Raw genomic sequence first — 17,267 nt, forward strand, 5'->3', positions numbered from 1 at the left:
TATCCATGACATCTCCCTGAAATTTCAGGGGTTCTGAAACTGCTCTACCTCGAACCATTCGCATAAGCCATAAGCCTTGCCATAGGTCATAAATCGCTCGCTAAACAAGTACAACACCGCCGTCGATGACTCCACCTGCCGTATATCGGCATATTCAGGTGCAACATCCATCGCGGCGATCGCGGCTTCAATCTGCGCTTCCTGGAAGTAATATGGCGCTTGCATCAGCATGGCGACTTTGTAAGGACGAGGATATGTCTGGCACTCAAAACGAACGGCGTGTGCAATGGCGCGACAAATGTCCTGCTCCACAACTTGCAAAGACATCGCCGCGTAGTTTTCACTCATGGCCTGCGTTGAGTAATAGTAATCATCCTGGCTTCCCGTCATACAAGCGATATCCGCGTAGTCTCCGTTCTGCTTAATGCTTTCCAGCAAAACTGACAGCTCCTCTTCTGCAACCGAATAGGGTGGCGAGAGAAACACGGCGCGCGCTACCAGCTGCCCAGCCGCAGAATGCTGGCGAATGAACTCTGCCAGGATTTCAGCCGGTTCTGGTTCGGTTACCGTATCAACGGGGTGACGCATCCCCTGTAACCATTGCCGCTTCGCCTCGTCAACTTCGCTGACTTTCGCTAACGGCAATTCATCCCGATGGTTCATCTCACCCATTCCTTACACAGGCAGTAGATTGTGTGCTGCCAGATCGGCGGCAATATCTTCCAGCCCCAGACGCTGCAATGTTTCGCGGGTCGGACAACCAAGCTGTGGGTCCCAGCCCATTTCTTTGTAGAACATCGTGAGCGAAGCATGCATATCGTCACGATCCATTTTGTCAGTACCTTCAGTAAAGACCGGGATCTGCGGATCCTTGTCGAATACCCAGGAACAGATAAGATCGTGTTCATTACGCATATCTTTGGTTTGCATCAGTTTTACCGTGTAGGCACGATGCAACGTAAAGATACGCTCTGCAGCTAAATCTAATTTTTCCTGAGTCATCTCTTCGCCGGTGATCGCTTTGAAGAATTTGGCTTCAAGCGCCAGATCGCCCCGGTAATTACGGCTTTTCAGCGGCGAAACGGTCATTGGCCAGACCCAGTTGCACAGGGTGACGGCGTTATGCAAACAGACCCGCAACAGCGACCACTTTGCATATTTAATTTTTGCGTCATTGATTGGCGTGTAGTTTTTGGTTTCATCGTAGGCATCTTCAGAACCAAAAAGCTCTTTCGCCACTTCACGCTGCAGTTTCAATGGCAAACCCGAACCAATAAAATTGATATGGGTATGCGTCATGCAGTCACGGTTGAACATACAGTTAACAATGGAACCGACCTGCGCTGACGCTTCATTGGCATGGTGAACCGGATAGCCAAACGGCGACCAGAGTTTATTTTTCGCGTAGCCCCAGTACTCTTCACCCAAATTCCAGCGTTCTGCGATGGCATATGAACCATCAGCCAGGTGACTCAGCTCACCCACACGATGCGCCAGACGGTAGTAAAAATCTTTAATGAAGTTAACGTCACCCGCTTCCAGTTGATCCCAGCGAATTTCCGCATACTCTTCAGCAGGCAGAACACGCTTGAACACCCCTTTGCTGTAACAATAGGTAAAGTCGCGATGCAACTGCCCGTAGTTACACCATAGGCCGTAGTCATCGAACAAATTCAGACCCACCAGGTTACCAATCACACGGCCATCGTCTTTATCTTCAAAATCTTTCGGACCGTTCGGGAAGATGGTGGTATGGACAAAGTTGGCTACACAAGTGTTACCACCTGTGCTGGGCACGCCAAACTCTTTCACCCGAGGAATATTCATTTGGGTCATACAACGGATCGGGCAAGAGTGGCAGCCACTCATTTTTACTGTGTATTTCTCTGCCGCCGGACCTAAGTCAAAAACGGATTTATAGGTACGAAAGCCGACCGTGTTCTGATTGCCTGGCGGAATTTCCCCCGTTTCAATCGGACCACCTTCAGCCGCGCCCCAAAACAGCCCTTTACGTGCTGTCCAACGTGACTTGGGATCTGAATACTCTGCCCACGATTGCGGCGTACTTGGCACGACATGGTTGTTATTCGCACCAATAAGTTCAGTCATCATGTAATCGTTGAGACGCTTCATCTCCTGACGATCGGCAATGTTGACCCCTTTCGTCCCTTCAACCGCAATCGCTTTCAGGTTTTTCGAACCCATAATTGCGCCAGTTCCCGCACCGCCGCTGTGGTTACGGCTATTCAACATGCCAGAGAGAGGAACAAGGTTTTCCCCAGCCTGACCAATAGCCGCCACACAGGTTTCCGGACTGGTCAATCGACAAATTTCTTCCGTCGTTGCGCGCGTCCCTTTTCCCCATAAGAAATCGGCTTTTTCCAGGCTAACTTTGTCATCTTTAATCTTCAGCCATACCGGTGATTTCGCCTTCCCTTCGATAATAATGACGTCGTATCCAGCGAATTTCATTTGCGCTGCAAAAAAGCCACCCATATGGGCATCGACAACTAAATTTCCTTTGGTAAAAGTAGAAAGTGAGGTGATATTTACGCGAGAACTACAGGGGGCACCAGATCCAGTTAATGGGCCGGTAGCAAAGACTAATTTATTCGCTTCATCGAAAGGTTTCGTGCCTGGCGGTACTTCGTCATACATAATTTTGTAGCCGAAGCCCATGCCACCGACAAAACTTTTAAACTTACTGGAATCTTCGAGGGTAATATTTCCTGTCGTGAGATTGACTCTTAATATATTACCTGTCCAACCGTTAGCCATGATTTTTTCCTTTGCAAGATTCACACAGTAATATCTTTCCACTCGATAATTTTTAACGCCCCTGTTGGGCAGGCGTTTGCGCATTCACCGCATAACACACATTTCGAGGATTTTTTACTTTCGGTATTTACGGTGGCCATCATCCACGGGCATGCCGTAGTACAGGCGCTACAGCCAATACAGCGTTTATGATCGACGGTAATACAGCCTTCTTTCTGCTGCCAGGTAATCGCACCAATCGGGCAGACGTTCATGCATTGCGGCTCTTTGCATTGACGGCAGGTGTCCGCGGTATAGTTGAGATCGCCATACAGGCCGCCGCCAGAGCCAACCCCGTTGTCGCCAAAGAAATAATTGCGGTGGATTTTGATACGGGAGAAGAATGTCCCTACTGAGCCATCGTTGAAGTTGGTACAAGAGATTTCACAGCGGTGGCAACCCGTGCATCGCGCTCGCTGGGTCACCAGCACCCCTTTGGGTGTATTTATCAACCCTACTGTGCCGCTATCAATATCTTCCTGTTTGCAACCCAAAAGTGACAGTAACGCAGGGGCAATTGTTAGACCAGCAAGGCCTTTTCCTGATATACGCAAGAATTCTAATCGCGTTAAGCCAATATCTAATAGTGGACGATCAACCGGGTTCATTTATTTCGCATCCTCTTCGCAAACACAGTGCTGACAATTCAGCAGCCTGATATTAAGCATTCAACTAATACGCTGCTGACTCTGTCCCCAACACCAGATATTTTCCCTAACCCGACAGTGTATGAGAAAAGATTTAACGCCGATAAACTAATCCTTTATGGTTAGGAGAAAAAATAATGTGATTATTCTGAGCCCTTAACATTGATCGTTATCAATTAAAATTACAAAGCAAGAAATTATAAGTGAACTGATATTTATTATCATTTGAAATAAATTTAACTTAAGCGACAATTATTTGTGACGTTCATTGCAGAAAATAAAAATAACATTATCGCTATAAATTAAAATACATACCGCAATTCGTATAATTTCAGCAGTTGTTATTTAGAATGATTAACTGGACCGCAACTGAAGCAAGAATATCAGGATGAAGCTTACCGCCTCATCCTGAATGGTCATTTTACCAGTGCGTTAATGACGGTTTCCATCGCCTGCTTTTCCAGCTCACTGCGCTGAATGCGTTTATTGGCTAATGCTGTACGTAATACGCCTGCGATAACAATATGCTTTGGTTCCTGCCCCAGATCGCGCATTTCCAGCACAACTTTACCGACAACTCTGCACATTTCTCGGTACAGTTCATCCTCTTTTGTCCGATTTCCCATTCTTTATACCTATTTATCATGCCAACTATCAGCATATATCAATCTAACCAATTAAACAAAAATCAAACAAAATCAGACAAATAACGCGATAAATTATTTTAACTGTAGCAATTGAGCGATGATATATTTATACACCGGATGAACTTTCACTTATCCTCACACTGACAACTTCGGCACCAGACGTTGCGCAAACAGTGAAGTTTTTGCGTAACCTTTTCCCTGGAACGTTAAATCTTTGATAACAATTTATTGTCTAACAAGTTGTATATTTTTTGAAACGCTGTTTTTGTTTTCCTTTTGGATTAATTTCAGCGTATAATGCGCGCCAATTGACTCTTGAATGGTTTCAGCACTTTGGACTGTAGAACTCAACGACTCAAAAACAGGCACTCACGTTGGGCTGAGACACAAGCACACATTCCTCTGCACGCTTTTTCGATGTCACCTATCCTTAGAGCGAGGCACCACCACTTTCGTAATACCGGATTCGCTTTCCGGCAGTGCGCCCAGAAAGCAAGTTTCTCCCATCCTTCTCAACTTAAAGACTAAGACTGTCATGAAAAAGACCAAAATTGTTTGCACCATCGGACCGAAAACCGAATCTGAAGAGATGTTAGCTAAAATGCTGGACGCTGGCATGAACGTTATGCGTCTGAACTTCTCTCATGGTGACTATGCAGAACACGGTCAGCGCATTCAGAATCTGCGCAACGTGATGAGCAAAACTGGTAAAACCGCCGCTATCCTGCTTGATACCAAAGGTCCGGAAATCCGCACCATGAAACTGGAAGGCGGTAACGACGTTTCTCTGAAAGCTGGTCAGACCTTTACTTTCACCACTGATAAATCTGTTATCGGCAACAGCGAAATGGTTGCGGTAACGTATGAAGGTTTCACTACTGACCTGTCTGTTGGCAACACCGTACTGGTTGACGATGGTCTGATCGGTATGGAAGTTACCGCCATTGAAGGTAACAAAGTTATCTGTAAAGTGCTGAACAACGGTGACCTGGGCGAAAACAAAGGTGTGAACCTGCCTGGCGTTTCCATTGCTCTGCCAGCACTGGCTGAAAAAGACAAACAGGACCTGATCTTTGGTTGCGAACAAGGCGTAGACTTTGTTGCTGCTTCCTTTATTCGTAAGCGTTCTGACGTTATCGAAATCCGTGAGCACCTGAAAGCGCACGGCGGCGAAAACATCCACATCATCTCCAAAATCGAAAACCAGGAAGGCCTCAACAACTTCGACGAAATCCTCGAAGCCTCTGACGGCATCATGGTTGCGCGTGGCGACCTGGGTGTAGAAATCCCGGTAGAAGAAGTTATCTTCGCCCAGAAGATGATGATCGAAAAATGTATCCGTGCACGTAAAGTCGTTATCACTGCGACCCAGATGCTGGATTCCATGATCAAAAACCCACGCCCGACTCGCGCAGAAGCCGGTGACGTTGCAAACGCCATCCTCGACGGTACTGATGCAGTGATGCTGTCTGGTGAATCCGCAAAAGGTAAATACCCGCTGGAAGCGGTTTCTATCATGGCGACCATTTGCGAACGTACCGACCGCGTGATGAACAGCCGTCTCGAGTTCAACAATGACAACCGTAAACTGCGCATTACCGAAGCGGTATGCCGTGGTGCCGTTGAAACTGCTGAAAAACTGGATGCTCCGCTGATCGTGGTTGCTACTCAGGGCGGTAAATCTGCTCGCGCAGTACGTAAATACTTCCCGGATGCCACCATCCTGGCACTGACCACCAACGAAAAAACGGCTCATCAGTTGGTACTGAGCAAAGGCGTTGTGCCGCAGCTGGTTAAAGAGATCACTTCTACTGATGATTTCTACCGTCTGGGTAAAGAACTGGCTCTGCAGAGCGGTCTGGCACACAAAGGTGACGTTGTAGTTATGGTTTCTGGTGCACTGGTACCGAGCGGCACTACTAACACCGCATCTGTTCACGTCCTGTAATATTGCTTTTGTGAATTAATTTGTATATCGAAGCGCCCTGATGGGCGCTTTTTTTATTTAATCGATAACCAGAAGCAATAAAAAATCAAATCGGATTTCACTATATAATCTCACTTTATCTAAGATGAATCCGATGGAAGCATCCTGTTTTCTCTCAATTTTTTTATCTAAAACCCAGCGTTCGATGCTTCTTTGAGCGAACGATCAAAAATAAGTGCCTTCCCATCAAAAAAATACTCTCAACATAAAAAACTTTGTGTAATACTTGTAACGCTACATGGAGATTAACTCAATCTAGAGGGTATTAATAATGAAAGCTACTAAACTGGTACTGGGCGCGGTAATCCTGGGTTCTACTCTGCTGGCAGGTTGCTCCAGCAACGCTAAAATCGATCAGCTGTCTTCTGACGTTCAGACTCTGAACGCTAAAGTTGACCAGCTGAGCAACGACGTGAACGCAATGCGTTCCGACGTTCAGGCTGCTAAAGATGACGCAGCTCGTGCTAACCAGCGTCTGGACAACATGGCTACTAAATACCGCAAGTAATAGTACCTGTGAAGTGAAAAATGGCGCACATTGTGCGCCATTTTTTTTGTCTGCCGTTTACCGCTACTGCGTCGCGCGTAACATATTCCCTTGCTCTGGTTCACCATTCTGCGCTGACTCTACTGAAGGCGCATTGCTGGCTGCGGGAGTTGCTCCACTGCTCACCGAAACCGGATACCCTGCCCGACGATACAACGCTTTATCGACTAACTTCTGATCTACAGCCTTATTGTCTTTAAATTGCGTAAAGCCTGCTGGCAGTGTGTATGGCATTGTCTGAACGTTTTGCTGTTCTTCTGCTGATAGTGGTCGATGTACTTCAACATAACGCATCCCGTTAGGTTCCACGGAATATTTCACCGGTTCGTTGATCACTTTCACCGGCGTTCCCGTCCGCACGCTGGAGAACAAGGCTTTAATATCCGGTGCATTCATGCGAATACACCCTGAACTGACGCGCAAACCGACGCTGTCCGGCGCACTGGTACCATGAATGAGGTATTCGCCATTACCATGCGCGAGGCGCAGTGCGTAACGTCCTAGCGGGTTATTTGGTCCGGCAGGAACGACTGGCGGTAATTTAATGCCACGCTCCAGCGAACGTTGACGAATGCCTGCCGTAGGCGTCCAGGTTGGGTTAGGGATTTTCTGCCCCACACGCGTTTCCATCACTGGCGTTTCCAGCCCCTGCAAACCAATACCTATCGGATAAACCTGCACGATATTTTCTCCCGGCGGATAATAATAAAGGCGCAGCTCTGCAAGGTTAACGATAATCCCCTGACGCGGTGCATCAGGTAATAACAGTTGTGAAGGAATAGTTATCGTCGTACCAGGTTTTGGCACCGGGGCGATAGTGTTATTGGCTTCAAGGATCAACATTGCCGCAGTATCAAAACGTCGGGCGATGGCCTGAAGGTTTTTATCCCCTTCTTGCACCGTATACGTTTGATTTTGCCCAACCAGTCGGCTTCCGGTTGGTGGTAGCGGATAATCAACCGCCCAGGCAGCCTGGATGGTGCTAAAAGCGCCGATAAGCGTGAGTGTAAGCAAAGACGCGCGTTTCATTGTAAACCTCCTGTATTTGCCGGAGACTCACGCTGAAACGTCGGATGGCGCTTATGTTCACCTGAAACCGAAACACTCCTGTGCAGGTCAGTGTAAACATTGACCATCCGGCAATGTGAGCCAACCGGATGAAAGCTGTCCCTTTAGTTTAGCTAAGTGCAGCGGCTTTGGCGCGAATTGCGCGAATCATCGCTTCCAGACCTTGTGAACGAGATGGGGTGAGATGTTGGGTGAGCGCCATTTTTTCAAACCACGGACGCACATCGAAATTGACAATATCCTGCGGCGTCATCTGATCGTAGAGTATAAAGACGACCGCAATAAGCCCTTTCACAATCGCCGCATCGCTGTCGCCCTGCAATTCAATAATTCCCTGCGCATTCTGGCGCATGACAATCCACACCTGACTCTGGCAGCCCTGAATGCTATTTTGTGGGCTTCGGTCTTCGTCGCGTAATTCTGGCAGACGCTGGCCCAGCTCAATAATGTAGAGATATTTCTCTTCCCAGTTGGCGCAGCGTAAAAAATTACGCAGCAATTTTTCTTTATCCGGCAATAAAGCCATAGTGCCTCCCTGTTATCCCAGCAGACGGTGAATACGTTGCAGGCCGGTCACCAGACGATCCACTTCTTCATGGGTGTTATACATGGCCAGCGACGCCCGACACATCGCAGGGACGTTGTAATAGGCCATTAATGGCATAGCGCAGTGATGTCCGGTACGCACAGCAATGCCGTAATTATCGAGAAAACTACCAACATCATAGGCGTGGTGTTTACCGAGATTAAAAGCAATAACGCCAAGCCTGTTCTGCGGGCCATAGAGAGTGAGATCCGGTACAGATTCCAGCTGTGATAGCGCGTAGTGCATCAGATTCTGTTCATACTCGGCTATGTTATTAAGCCCCAGCGCCGAAACATACTCCAGCGCCGCGCCAAGACCAATGATGCCCCCGGTATTGGGTGTACCGGCTTCAAACCGCCATGGTGCTTTGGTCCAGGTAGTGCCTTCACTCAGGCTGACGGTGGCGATCATAGAACCGCCCCCTTCCCACGGCGGCATCTCCTGCAACAAGGCTTCTTTCACATAAAGAATGCCAATTCCGGTGGGGCCATACAGTTTATGCCCGGAGAACACGTAAAAGTCGCAATCCAGCGCCTGAACATCCACCGGATGATGCATCACCGCCTGAGCGCCATCCACCAGCACTTTTGCGCCATGCTGGTGCGCAAGCGTGATCATTTCCGCCAGTGGATTTTCTGTGCCAAGCACGTTGGAGACATGAGTAATTGCCAGCAGGCGAGTTTTCTCATCAAACAGCGTAGGCAGCGTCTCCAGTTGCAACGTACCGTCGGGATTGAGCGGGATCACACGCAGCTCTGCGCCAACGCGTGCGCAAAGCATCTGCCAGGGAACAATGTTAGCGTGGTGCTCCATCTGACTGATGATGATGTTATCGCCCGCCCGCACATTGCTGTTACCCCAGCTATTGGCGACCAGATTGATCCCTTCCGTCGTGCCGCGGACGAACACCAGCTCTTCCGCCGAACGGGCATTAATAAACAGCGATGCCCGCTTGCGCACGTTCTCCATTTTCTCGGTCGCCTGGGCGCTTAAGGTATGAATACCGCGATGCACCGCCGCGTAGCCATGACGATAAAACTCGGCCTCGGCGTCAATCACCTGGCTCGGTTTCTGCGCACTGGCGGCGCTGTCGAGATAAGCCAGCGGCAAACCGTTTACCTCACGAGAAAGCACCGGAAAGTCGGCCCGCACTTTGTCGACGGAAAAAGTCATCTTGCACCTCCTGGCAGCCGTTGACCGATTCGGGCCAGCACCTGCTGTTTAAGCCCCTCATCACGCAGTGCTTCCGTCAGTTCGGCAGCAAAGGCGTAAATGATCATCTGCTGGGCATCCTGCTGATTGATCCCGCGCGAGCGCAGATAGAACATCTGTTCATCATCAATACGCCCCACCGTCGCGCCGTGGCTGCATTTCACATCATCTGCATAGATTTCCAGCTGCGGTTTCGTATCCACTTCTGCCAGTTTGCCCATCAGCAGATTATTGTTGGTCATCTGACCATCCGTTTTGATGGCGTGCTGCGCGACGTTGATCAAACCGTTAAATACCGCGCGGCCTTTGTCGCTGACGATAGTTTTGTGCAACTGTCGGCTGTTACAAAAACCTTTATTGTGTTCCAGCCAGGTACGGGTATCACACACCTCGTTTTTCACCGGCATCGCCAGGCTATTGATCCGCAGCGTGCTGTTTTCGCCATTGAGTTGCGTACTGGTGTTGTGTCGTAACACTGCGCCACCCAGCAGGAAACTATGGCTAAATGCGGTGGCATCGTCAGCCAGCAACAAATCGTTATGGGCAAAGTGGTGACTGACCGGGTTTTCAAACGCCAGCTTGATATGCTGCAAGTGGGCGTTCGCTGCGACATTGATAGTGAACCGTGCGCCGGTGAAGTGACGAGCATCATTAAGGCTGACAAAATGTTCGATCACCGTTGCTTCGGCACCTTCCGCCAGATCCAGATGATGTCGGTAATGGGCAGTGTTGACCTCTTCACCTGCCACGCCCTGGGTAATATGCATTAACAGCAATGGCTTTGCCGGCCGTTGACCGCGCTTCACGGCGATATGCGTCACGCTTTGTGCCAGGCTTTCCGTCAAATGCAGAAACACTTCCGCCTGAATAGCGTCGGGTACCCCCTGACGGTCGTCGTTAATGCTCACTTCATACCCGCTGCCTTCAGTCGCATCGCTCAGTGCTGACACGTAACGTCCATCGACAAATACCAGCCGCACAGCGTCTAACGTTAACGCTAAGGCATCTCGCTGCTGTGGGGATATCTCTCCCGCAATGCTGACAAACTGGCTATTGGTCAGCCCTTCCAGCGGCGTATATTTCCAGTTTTCATGTTTACGTGTCGGCAGTCCGGTACGCAGCAATTGTTGTAAATGCTGCTGTGCTTGCGGTGAGCGTTTTGTCCCTTCAGCTTCAAACAAGTGATGCCACTGTTGCAGCGCGTTACTGCTGTTCGGTAAGCCAGCCATAACCCTGCTCCTCCAGTTGTTTGACCAACGTGAAATCGCCGGATTTCACAATTCGTCCCTGATATAGCACATGGACGTAATCAGGCTTGATGTAGTCGAGAATGCGTTGGTAGTGCGTAACAATGATGAATGAGCGCTTGCCATCACGCAGCGAGTTCACGCCATCGGCGACCACTTTTAATGCGTCAATATCCAGCCCGGAGTCCGACTCATCAAGAATGCATAACTCCGGTTCCAGCACCGCCATTTGCAAAATATCGTTGCGCTTTTTCTCGCCGCCGGAAAAACCAACGTTTACCGAACGGGTTAATAAATCTTCCGGCATCTTCAGGAGAGCGATTTTCTCTTCCATCAAATCCTGAAAATCAAAGCGGTCGAGCGTTTCCTGGCCGCGATAGCTGCGCACTGCATTAAGTGCCGTTTGCAGGAAAAACTGGTTACTGACGCCTGGAATCTCCACCGGATACTGGAAGGCCATAAAGATGCCTTCGCCTGCACGATCTTCCGGCGACAGTGCAAGCAAATCTTTGCCTTTGAACTCAACCGTGCCGCCCGTCACTTCATAATCTTCGCGCCCGGCAAGCGTTGCCGATAAGGTACTTTTGCCCGAACCGTTTGGCCCCATAATGGCGTGAACTTCGCCGGGACGAACGGCGAGGCTTAATCCACGCAGGATAGCTTTATCTTCCACGCTGACGTGTAAATCTTTAATACTTAACATGTTTATTCCTTATCCGACGCTGTGTTCAAGACTGATGGCGAGGAGTTTTTGTGCTTCAACGGCAAATTCCAGCGGCAGTTCTGAGAACACGTCTTTGCAGAAACCGTTAACAATCATCGAGATGGCGTCTTCTTCGCTGATCCCGCGTTGCAGGCAGTAAAACAGTTGATTTTCACCAATACGTGATGTCGTTGCCTCGTGCTCCAGTTGTGCGCTGTTATTGCGACATTCGACATACGGGAAGGTATGCGCCCCACAATTAGCGCCAATCAGCATTGAGTCGCACTGAGTGAAATTGCGCGCATTGGTTGCCGTCGGCATGATTTTCACTAAGCCGCGATAACTGTTCTGACTATGTCCGGCAGAGATCCCTTTCGAGATAATGGTCGATTTGGTGTTTTTACCGATGTGGATCATCTTGGTGCCGGTATCCGCTTGCTGATGACCGCTGGTCAGCGCCACTGAGTAAAACTCACCAATGGAGTTATCGCCGCGCAAAATGCAGCTGGGATATTTCCACGTAATCGCGGACCCGGTTTCTGATTGCGTCCATGACATTTTGCTGTTTTCGCCTTCGCACAAAGCACGCTTGGTGACGAAGTTGAGAATACCGCCGGTGTTGTTATCGCCAGGGAACCAGTTTTGTACCGTGGAATATTTCACCTCGGCGTTTTTATGGATGATGACTTCCACCACTGCCGCGTGTAACTGATAGCTGTCACGCACCGGAGCGGAACAGCCTTCAATGTAGCTGACGTAGCTGTCTTCGTCGGCCACCAGAATGGTGCGCTCAAACTGCCCGGTTTTTTCCGCGTTAATGCGAAAATAGGTGGAAAGTTCCATCGGGCAGCGCACGCCTTTAGGCACATAAATAAACGTACCGTCAGAGGCTACCGCCGCATTAAGCGCGGCAAAGAAGTTGTCATTCCCCGGCACCACGGTGCCGAGATATTTACGCACCAGTTCCGGGTGATCGTGGATCGCCTCACCAAAGGAACAGAAAATAATTCCCTGCTCCGCCAGTTTTTCGCGATAAGTAGTGGCAACCGAAACTGAGTCGAAAATGGCATCCACCGCCACCTCTTTGCCTTCCCGCACGGGAACGCCCAACTGCTCAAACGCCGCCTCCACCTCTTTACTTAAAAAGGCGTTCGCGCCAGTTTGCTGCACCGCGCCAGGTTCAGACGCGCAAGTGTCGTCACAATTACCGCACGATGGTGCTGAGTAGTAGCTGTAATCCTGATAATTCAGCTTGTCGTAGTGCGCTTTCAACCAGTGCGGTTCTTCCATCTCCAGCCATGCGCGATAGGCGTTTAGACGAAACTTCAGCATCCACTCCGGCTCATTACGCTTCGCCGAAATTGCGCGCACCACCTCTTCGTTTATCCCCTTTGCCAGCTCATCGGTGGCTAACTGGGTGAAGAATCCTTCTTTATAATTCAGCGGGCCGCCGGTCCAGGTTTTGACATCGTCAGTTGCTTCAGTATTACGAGACATAGTACCGCCTATACCCCAAAGCTTTCGCCACAGCCACATTCATTCTGGGCTTTAGGGTTGTGAAATTTGAATATCTGATTAAGTCCTTCACGAACGAAATCGACTTCCGTGCCATCAATAAACGGCATCGCTTGCAGCGGGACAAACAGCTTCGCGCCGTCGTGTTCAAACAGCAGATCGTCTTTGTCCGGCTCGCTAACACTGTCGAGCACATAGCCAAAGCCCGCGCAGCCCGTTTGCTTCACGCCTAAGCGCACGCCGACCATACCCGGCTGCTTTGCCACCAGCTCACGGATGTGTATCGCCGCTGCGGGTGTCAGCGTTAAGCCTTGCCAGGCGAAATCTTGTGGGTTAAAGGTTCCTGAATGCATGTCCATCGATTTACCTCACTTCATCGCTTTCAGCGTATAACAGCATGTTAGTGATAATGATTATCAGTACAACCCAGCAAACGCAGGGGCTTTACCGTAAAACATGCTTTTTGCCTGCTTTTAATAAGCATAGACCCTGATGTGTGGGTTAACAGGCACGCTAAGAATTAGGTATCTCATTGTTAGATAATGGTTATTATCTAAGGAGCATTAAGGCTGTGATGAAAAAGAAAAAGTTGTATTGAAAATGACTATTTAAGAGATAGGTAAAAAAGTGCAGCGTTCAGAAATAAGAAAACCCTTAAGTCTGTGCAACACAGGCTTAAGGGTTTCTACCCCATCCGGCGCTTATCTCCGGCACTCTCAGTGGCTTAGCTCTTGAAGGGGCGATAAGAATAATCTCATAAAGCTAACCCGCCGTTTTAACACAAACTGCGATTAGTATTATTTTTGAACAATATCAGGCGGTAGATAAGCAGTATTAAGAAGGTCATCGAACCTGGACGGAGGTTAATCCAGGTCGATTTGGCGAACTTGCGGCATTAAGTCAGGATCAATGCACGCCCAGACGCCAGGCAAAGTAGATTTCTTCTTTTAATTCAGCAGAAGAGAGAGTAAGCAGGTCAGCAAATTCAAGTTCTAGTTGTTTCAGACGTTTGAGATATTGGGCAGGTGAAAGATTGCTCTGGTCACGGCGTAAAAATTCAATGGCCAGCTGGGTGGGATCAAGTTGAGTAGACATAGCATCCTCGCTTTTAGACAAGACCTGCACAGTATACCACCGTTTACTGTGCAGATAATGACCAAAAGCAATATGCGTCACACTTTTCTGGTGACAACGTCACAAAATGGCGGTCGTCAATCGTGACGAACAGCACAAACGCCCTTTCTCATCGAAGATTTCAATCTGCCAGACCTGGTGACGCGAACCGAGATGCAACGGTTTGCATACGCCGCGCACCCGCCCTTCTCGTGCCGAGCGGACGTGGTTAGCATTGATTTCCAGACCAACCACTTTTTGCTCACCTTCGGTACATAAATAACCGGCAACGGAACCGATACTTTCGGCCAGTACCACGGATGCTCCTCCATGCAGCAACCCGAAAGGCTGCTTTGTCCGCGAGTCTACTGGCATTGTCGCTTCAAGGGTGTCATCACCAATATGTTCAAAGCGAATATCCAGGAACCCCACCATGTTTCCTTCACCCATAGCATTCAGTGCTTCCAGGGTGATTTTCCGTTTCCATATCATTTAATAATCTCCAGTAAAGCCTGCACAGGATGGCGTACCCCCGTGCCTTCAACCCGTTTTACCTGGCTACGGCAGGAATATCCGGTCGCCAGACAGCGGTTACGCGGCAGTCGCTGCATAGCCTGATGCCAGGATAACTCATAGATCCCGAGCGAATTTTCATGGTTTTTCGCTTCATGTCCGTAAGTCCCTGCCATGCCGCAGCAACCCACGCTGACATTTTCCAGTTTCGCGCCAAAACGGGCAAATATCGCGGCCCATTGTGCTGGCGCACCCGGCAAGGCGGTAACTTCGGTACAGTGACCAAAGAAATACCATGATTCACCGCTGACTGTAGCCACTGGCTGTGACTCAAGTGCGCTTGCCAGCCATTCATTCGCCAGTAAGACGTTAAACTCGCCACGTTCCTCGCCCAGTGCCAGTTTATATTCATCGCGATAACAAAGTACCAGCGCCGGATCGACGCCTACCATTGGCATACCCAGCTTCGCCATACGGTTGAGGAAATCCGCCGTCTTTTTCGCCGTCTTCGCAAAACGATTAAGAAAGCCTTTGATATGCTGGGCTTTGCCATTTGGTGAAAATGGCAGTAACACAGGCTGGAAACCTAATTTTTCGACCAGACGGACAAAATCCGCCACCACTTGCGCATCGTAATAGCTGGTAAAGGGGTCCTGCACCACCAACACTGTGCGCGCTTTCTGCTCTGCATTGAGAGATTCAAGCTGTTCCAGCGTCATGTTTGCCGAGCGATGCCCCACCATTTGTTGTTGTAGCGAGGGGACCGACAGCAGCGGCAAATCAACCATGCCGATATGTTTTTCCGAGAGTTTGCGCACCAGCGGCTGGTTAATGAAGAAGTTAAAGGTTTTCGGCGCGCGTGCCATCAGCGGCGCGTAGCTCTCGACCGTAGCGACGAGGTGGTCGCGCAGCGGGCGTAAATAACGGGTGTGATAGAGCTGCAGAAAACGAGAGCGAAACTCCGGCACATCAATTTTGATGGGGCACTGGGTCGAACACGCTTTACAGGCCAGACAGCCCGACATCGCCTCTTTGACTTCGTGTGAGAAGTCATATTCGCCTTTATTCGCATGCCAGCTATTGCGCGTGCGGGCAATTAACGTCCGCAAACTGACGCCGGATTCAGGCAGTTCTTGTTCCAGTTTGAGTGGATCAACGCCGCGATCCGCCAACAAACGCAGCCATTCACGCACCAGCGTTGCGCGCCCTTTCGGTGAATGAATCCGGTTCTGGGTGATCTTCATCGACGGACACATCGGACTACGGGCATCAAAGTTGAAGCATAAACCGTTGCCGTTACACTCCATCGCACCGCGCCACTGCTGGCGTACCGCAATGGGGATCTGCCGATCGAATGTACCGCGCTTCACCGCGTCCACTTTCATCATCGGCGCATCGAGACCTTCTGGCGGGCAAATCTTCCCTGGGTTGAGTCGGTTATGCGGGTCAAATGCCGCTTTCACTTTGCGCAGTTCTGCAAAAAGTTCCTCACCGAAAAACGCCGGGCTGTATTCAGCGCGAAAACCTTTGCCGTGCTCGCCCCACAACAAACCACCGTATTTCGCAGTCAGCGCCACTACGTCATCAGAGATTTGCTTCATCAAAATCTCTTGTTGAGGATCGCACATATCCAGCGCTGGACGGACGTGCAAGACACCTGCGTCGACGTGACCGAACATACCGTAGCTTAAGCCGTGGCTGTCGAGCAGCGCGCGAAATTCAGCAATATAATCGGCCAGATGTTCCGGCGGTACGCAGGTATCCTCAGCAAACGGAATTGGCTTAGCGGCACCTTTGGCATTGCCAAGCAGACCAACGGCTTTTTTACGCATCGCATAGATACGTTCAACACCCGCCAGCTCGCGGCACACCTGCCAGCCAATCACACCTGCCTGTTGGCTGGCAATCAGCTCATCAAGCCGCACACAGAGAGCATTAACTCGCTCGTCAATCAGCGCCTCATCATCACCAGCAAACTCCACAATGTTCAGCCCGAGCATCTCTTTGTCAGGCACATCGGTAATCAACTCGCTGACGGAATGCCAGACAATATCTTCCCGCGCCAGATTCAGCACTTTTGAGTCCACCGTCTCTACCGAAAGCGCCCGCGCCTCAACCATAAACGGCGCGTTACGCAGCGCGGAGTCAAAAGAGTCATATTTGACGTTCACCAGACGGCGCACTTTAGGCAAGGGCGTAATATCCAGCCGCGCTTCGGTAATAAAGGCCAGCGTCCCTTCTGAACCCGTCAGAATGCGCGTCAGGTCGAACTCGGTCATCTCATCGTTAAAGACATGACGCAGATCGTAACCGGTAAGAAAGCGGTTAAGTTTGGGGAAGTTGTCGATGATTAACTGGCGTTGCTGACGGCAACGTTGATAAACCGTGTTATAAATTCGCCCGATTGTGGTATTGGATTTACCCAGCGTTTCCGCCAGTTCGACGGGTAAAGGTTGCGTATCGAGAATATCGCCCCCCAACAACACCGCGCGTACGCCAAGTACGTGATCCGACGTTTTGCCATAGACCAGCGATCCCTGACCGGATGCATCGGTATTGATCATCCCACCGAGCGTTGCCCGGTTGCTGGTCGAAAGTTCCGGCGCAAAAAAGTAGCCGCACGGTTTCAGGTAGTGATTGAGTTGTTCTTTTATCACCCCGGCCT

Annotated in this window: 17 protein-coding genes; 3 read left to right on the forward strand and 14 right to left on the reverse strand. The window is 49.9% G+C overall.

Going from position 1 to position 17,267, the window contains the following annotated elements; genetic code table 11:
* Positions 1–24: 24 nt before the first annotated feature.
* The 4 genes from QZF50_RS10970 to fumD form a co-directional block, all read right to left on the reverse strand.
* Entirely contained in the window at positions 25–663 is a 639-nt protein-coding gene (locus QZF50_RS10970) for a YdhW family putative oxidoreductase system protein (RefSeq protein ID WP_001297805.1), read from the reverse strand.
* A 12-nt stretch (positions 664–675) separates the two neighbouring features.
* Complete coding sequence (locus tag QZF50_RS10975; RefSeq protein ID WP_001273528.1) at positions 676–2,778, reverse strand: aldehyde ferredoxin oxidoreductase; 2,103 nt, start codon at positions 2,776–2,778, stop codon at positions 676–678.
* Positions 2,779–2,798: 20 nt separating this feature from the next.
* Entirely contained in the window at positions 2,799–3,425 is a 627-nt protein-coding gene (locus QZF50_RS10980) for a ferredoxin-like protein (protein ID WP_001070230.1), read from the reverse strand.
* A gap of 455 nt (positions 3,426–3,880) precedes the next feature.
* Entirely contained in the window at positions 3,881–4,090 is a 210-nt protein-coding gene (fumD, locus tag QZF50_RS10985; RefSeq protein WP_000528342.1) for a fumarate hydratase FumD, read from the reverse strand.
* A gap of 354 nt (positions 4,091–4,444) precedes the next feature.
* Between fumD and QZF50_RS10990 the strand changes: the two genes are divergently transcribed.
* The 3 genes from QZF50_RS10990 to lpp all read left to right on the forward strand — a co-directional run bounded on the left by QZF50_RS10990 (position 4,445) and on the right by lpp (position 6,606).
* Positions 4,445–4,639 carry a protein YnhH gene (locus QZF50_RS10990; protein WP_240806354.1) on the forward strand — a complete coding sequence of 65 codons (195 nt, stop codon included), beginning with the start codon at positions 4,445–4,447 and terminating at the stop codon, positions 4,637–4,639.
* Between the two features lie 7 nt (positions 4,640–4,646).
* Positions 4,647–6,059, forward strand: a complete 1,413-nt coding sequence (pykF, locus tag QZF50_RS10995; protein WP_001295403.1) for a pyruvate kinase PykF — start codon at positions 4,647–4,649, stop codon at positions 6,057–6,059.
* Between the two features lie 310 nt (positions 6,060–6,369).
* A complete protein-coding gene (gene lpp, locus QZF50_RS11000) occupies positions 6,370–6,606 on the forward strand; it encodes a murein lipoprotein Lpp (RefSeq protein WP_000648420.1) in 237 nt (78 codons plus the stop codon).
* 63 nt (positions 6,607–6,669) lie between these two features.
* On the opposite strand, the gene ldtE is transcribed toward lpp, so the two are convergent.
* The 10 genes from ldtE to QZF50_RS11050 all read right to left on the reverse strand — a co-directional run.
* Entirely contained in the window at positions 6,670–7,674 is a 1,005-nt protein-coding gene (gene ldtE, locus QZF50_RS11005; RefSeq protein ID WP_001748455.1) for a L,D-transpeptidase LdtE, read from the reverse strand.
* Positions 7,675–7,822: 148 nt separating this feature from the next.
* Entirely contained in the window at positions 7,823–8,239 is a 417-nt protein-coding gene (sufE, locus tag QZF50_RS11010) for a cysteine desulfuration protein SufE (RefSeq protein WP_001196530.1), read from the reverse strand.
* A 12-nt stretch (positions 8,240–8,251) separates the two neighbouring features.
* The gene (gene sufS / locus QZF50_RS11015) at positions 8,252–9,472 is read right to left on the reverse strand and encodes a cysteine desulfurase SufS (RefSeq protein ID WP_000144575.1); all 1,221 of its coding nucleotides are present in this window, start codon (positions 9,470–9,472) and stop codon (positions 8,252–8,254) included.
* A complete protein-coding gene (gene sufD / locus QZF50_RS11020; RefSeq protein WP_000908012.1) occupies positions 9,469–10,740 on the reverse strand; it encodes a Fe-S cluster assembly protein SufD in 1,272 nt (423 codons plus the stop codon). Before sufD ends, sufS begins: the two co-directional genes overlap by 4 nt.
* Complete coding sequence (gene sufC, locus QZF50_RS11025; RefSeq protein WP_000948855.1) at positions 10,715–11,461, reverse strand: Fe-S cluster assembly ATPase SufC; 747 nt, start codon at positions 11,459–11,461, stop codon at positions 10,715–10,717. Before sufC ends, sufD begins: the two co-directional genes overlap by 26 nt.
* A gap of 9 nt (positions 11,462–11,470) precedes the next feature.
* Positions 11,471–12,958: a Fe-S cluster assembly protein SufB gene (gene sufB, locus QZF50_RS11030; RefSeq protein WP_061892370.1), complete on the reverse strand. Its 1,488-nt coding sequence runs from the start codon at positions 12,956–12,958 to the stop codon at positions 11,471–11,473.
* 8 nt (positions 12,959–12,966) lie between these two features.
* Positions 12,967–13,335: a Fe-S cluster assembly scaffold SufA gene (sufA, locus tag QZF50_RS11035; RefSeq protein ID WP_000367160.1), complete on the reverse strand. Its 369-nt coding sequence runs from the start codon at positions 13,333–13,335 to the stop codon at positions 12,967–12,969.
* Between the two features lie 547 nt (positions 13,336–13,882).
* Positions 13,883–14,071, reverse strand: coding sequence for a YdiH family protein (locus QZF50_RS11040; RefSeq protein WP_001296104.1), 189 nt, complete (start codon positions 14,069–14,071; stop codon positions 13,883–13,885).
* A 99-nt stretch (positions 14,072–14,170) separates the two neighbouring features.
* The gene (gene menI / locus QZF50_RS11045) at positions 14,171–14,581 is read right to left on the reverse strand and encodes a 1,4-dihydroxy-2-naphthoyl-CoA hydrolase (RefSeq protein ID WP_000637982.1); all 411 of its coding nucleotides are present in this window, start codon (positions 14,579–14,581) and stop codon (positions 14,171–14,173) included.
* Positions 14,578–17,267: FAD-linked oxidase C-terminal domain-containing protein (locus QZF50_RS11050; protein ID WP_290388873.1), on the reverse strand; the 2,690-nt coding region annotated here is incomplete at its 5' end. The genes menI and QZF50_RS11050, both read right to left, overlap by 4 nt.

The organism is uncultured Escherichia sp., assembly GCF_948475835.1.
Lineage (GTDB): Bacteria > Pseudomonadota > Gammaproteobacteria > Enterobacterales > Enterobacteriaceae > ECMA0423.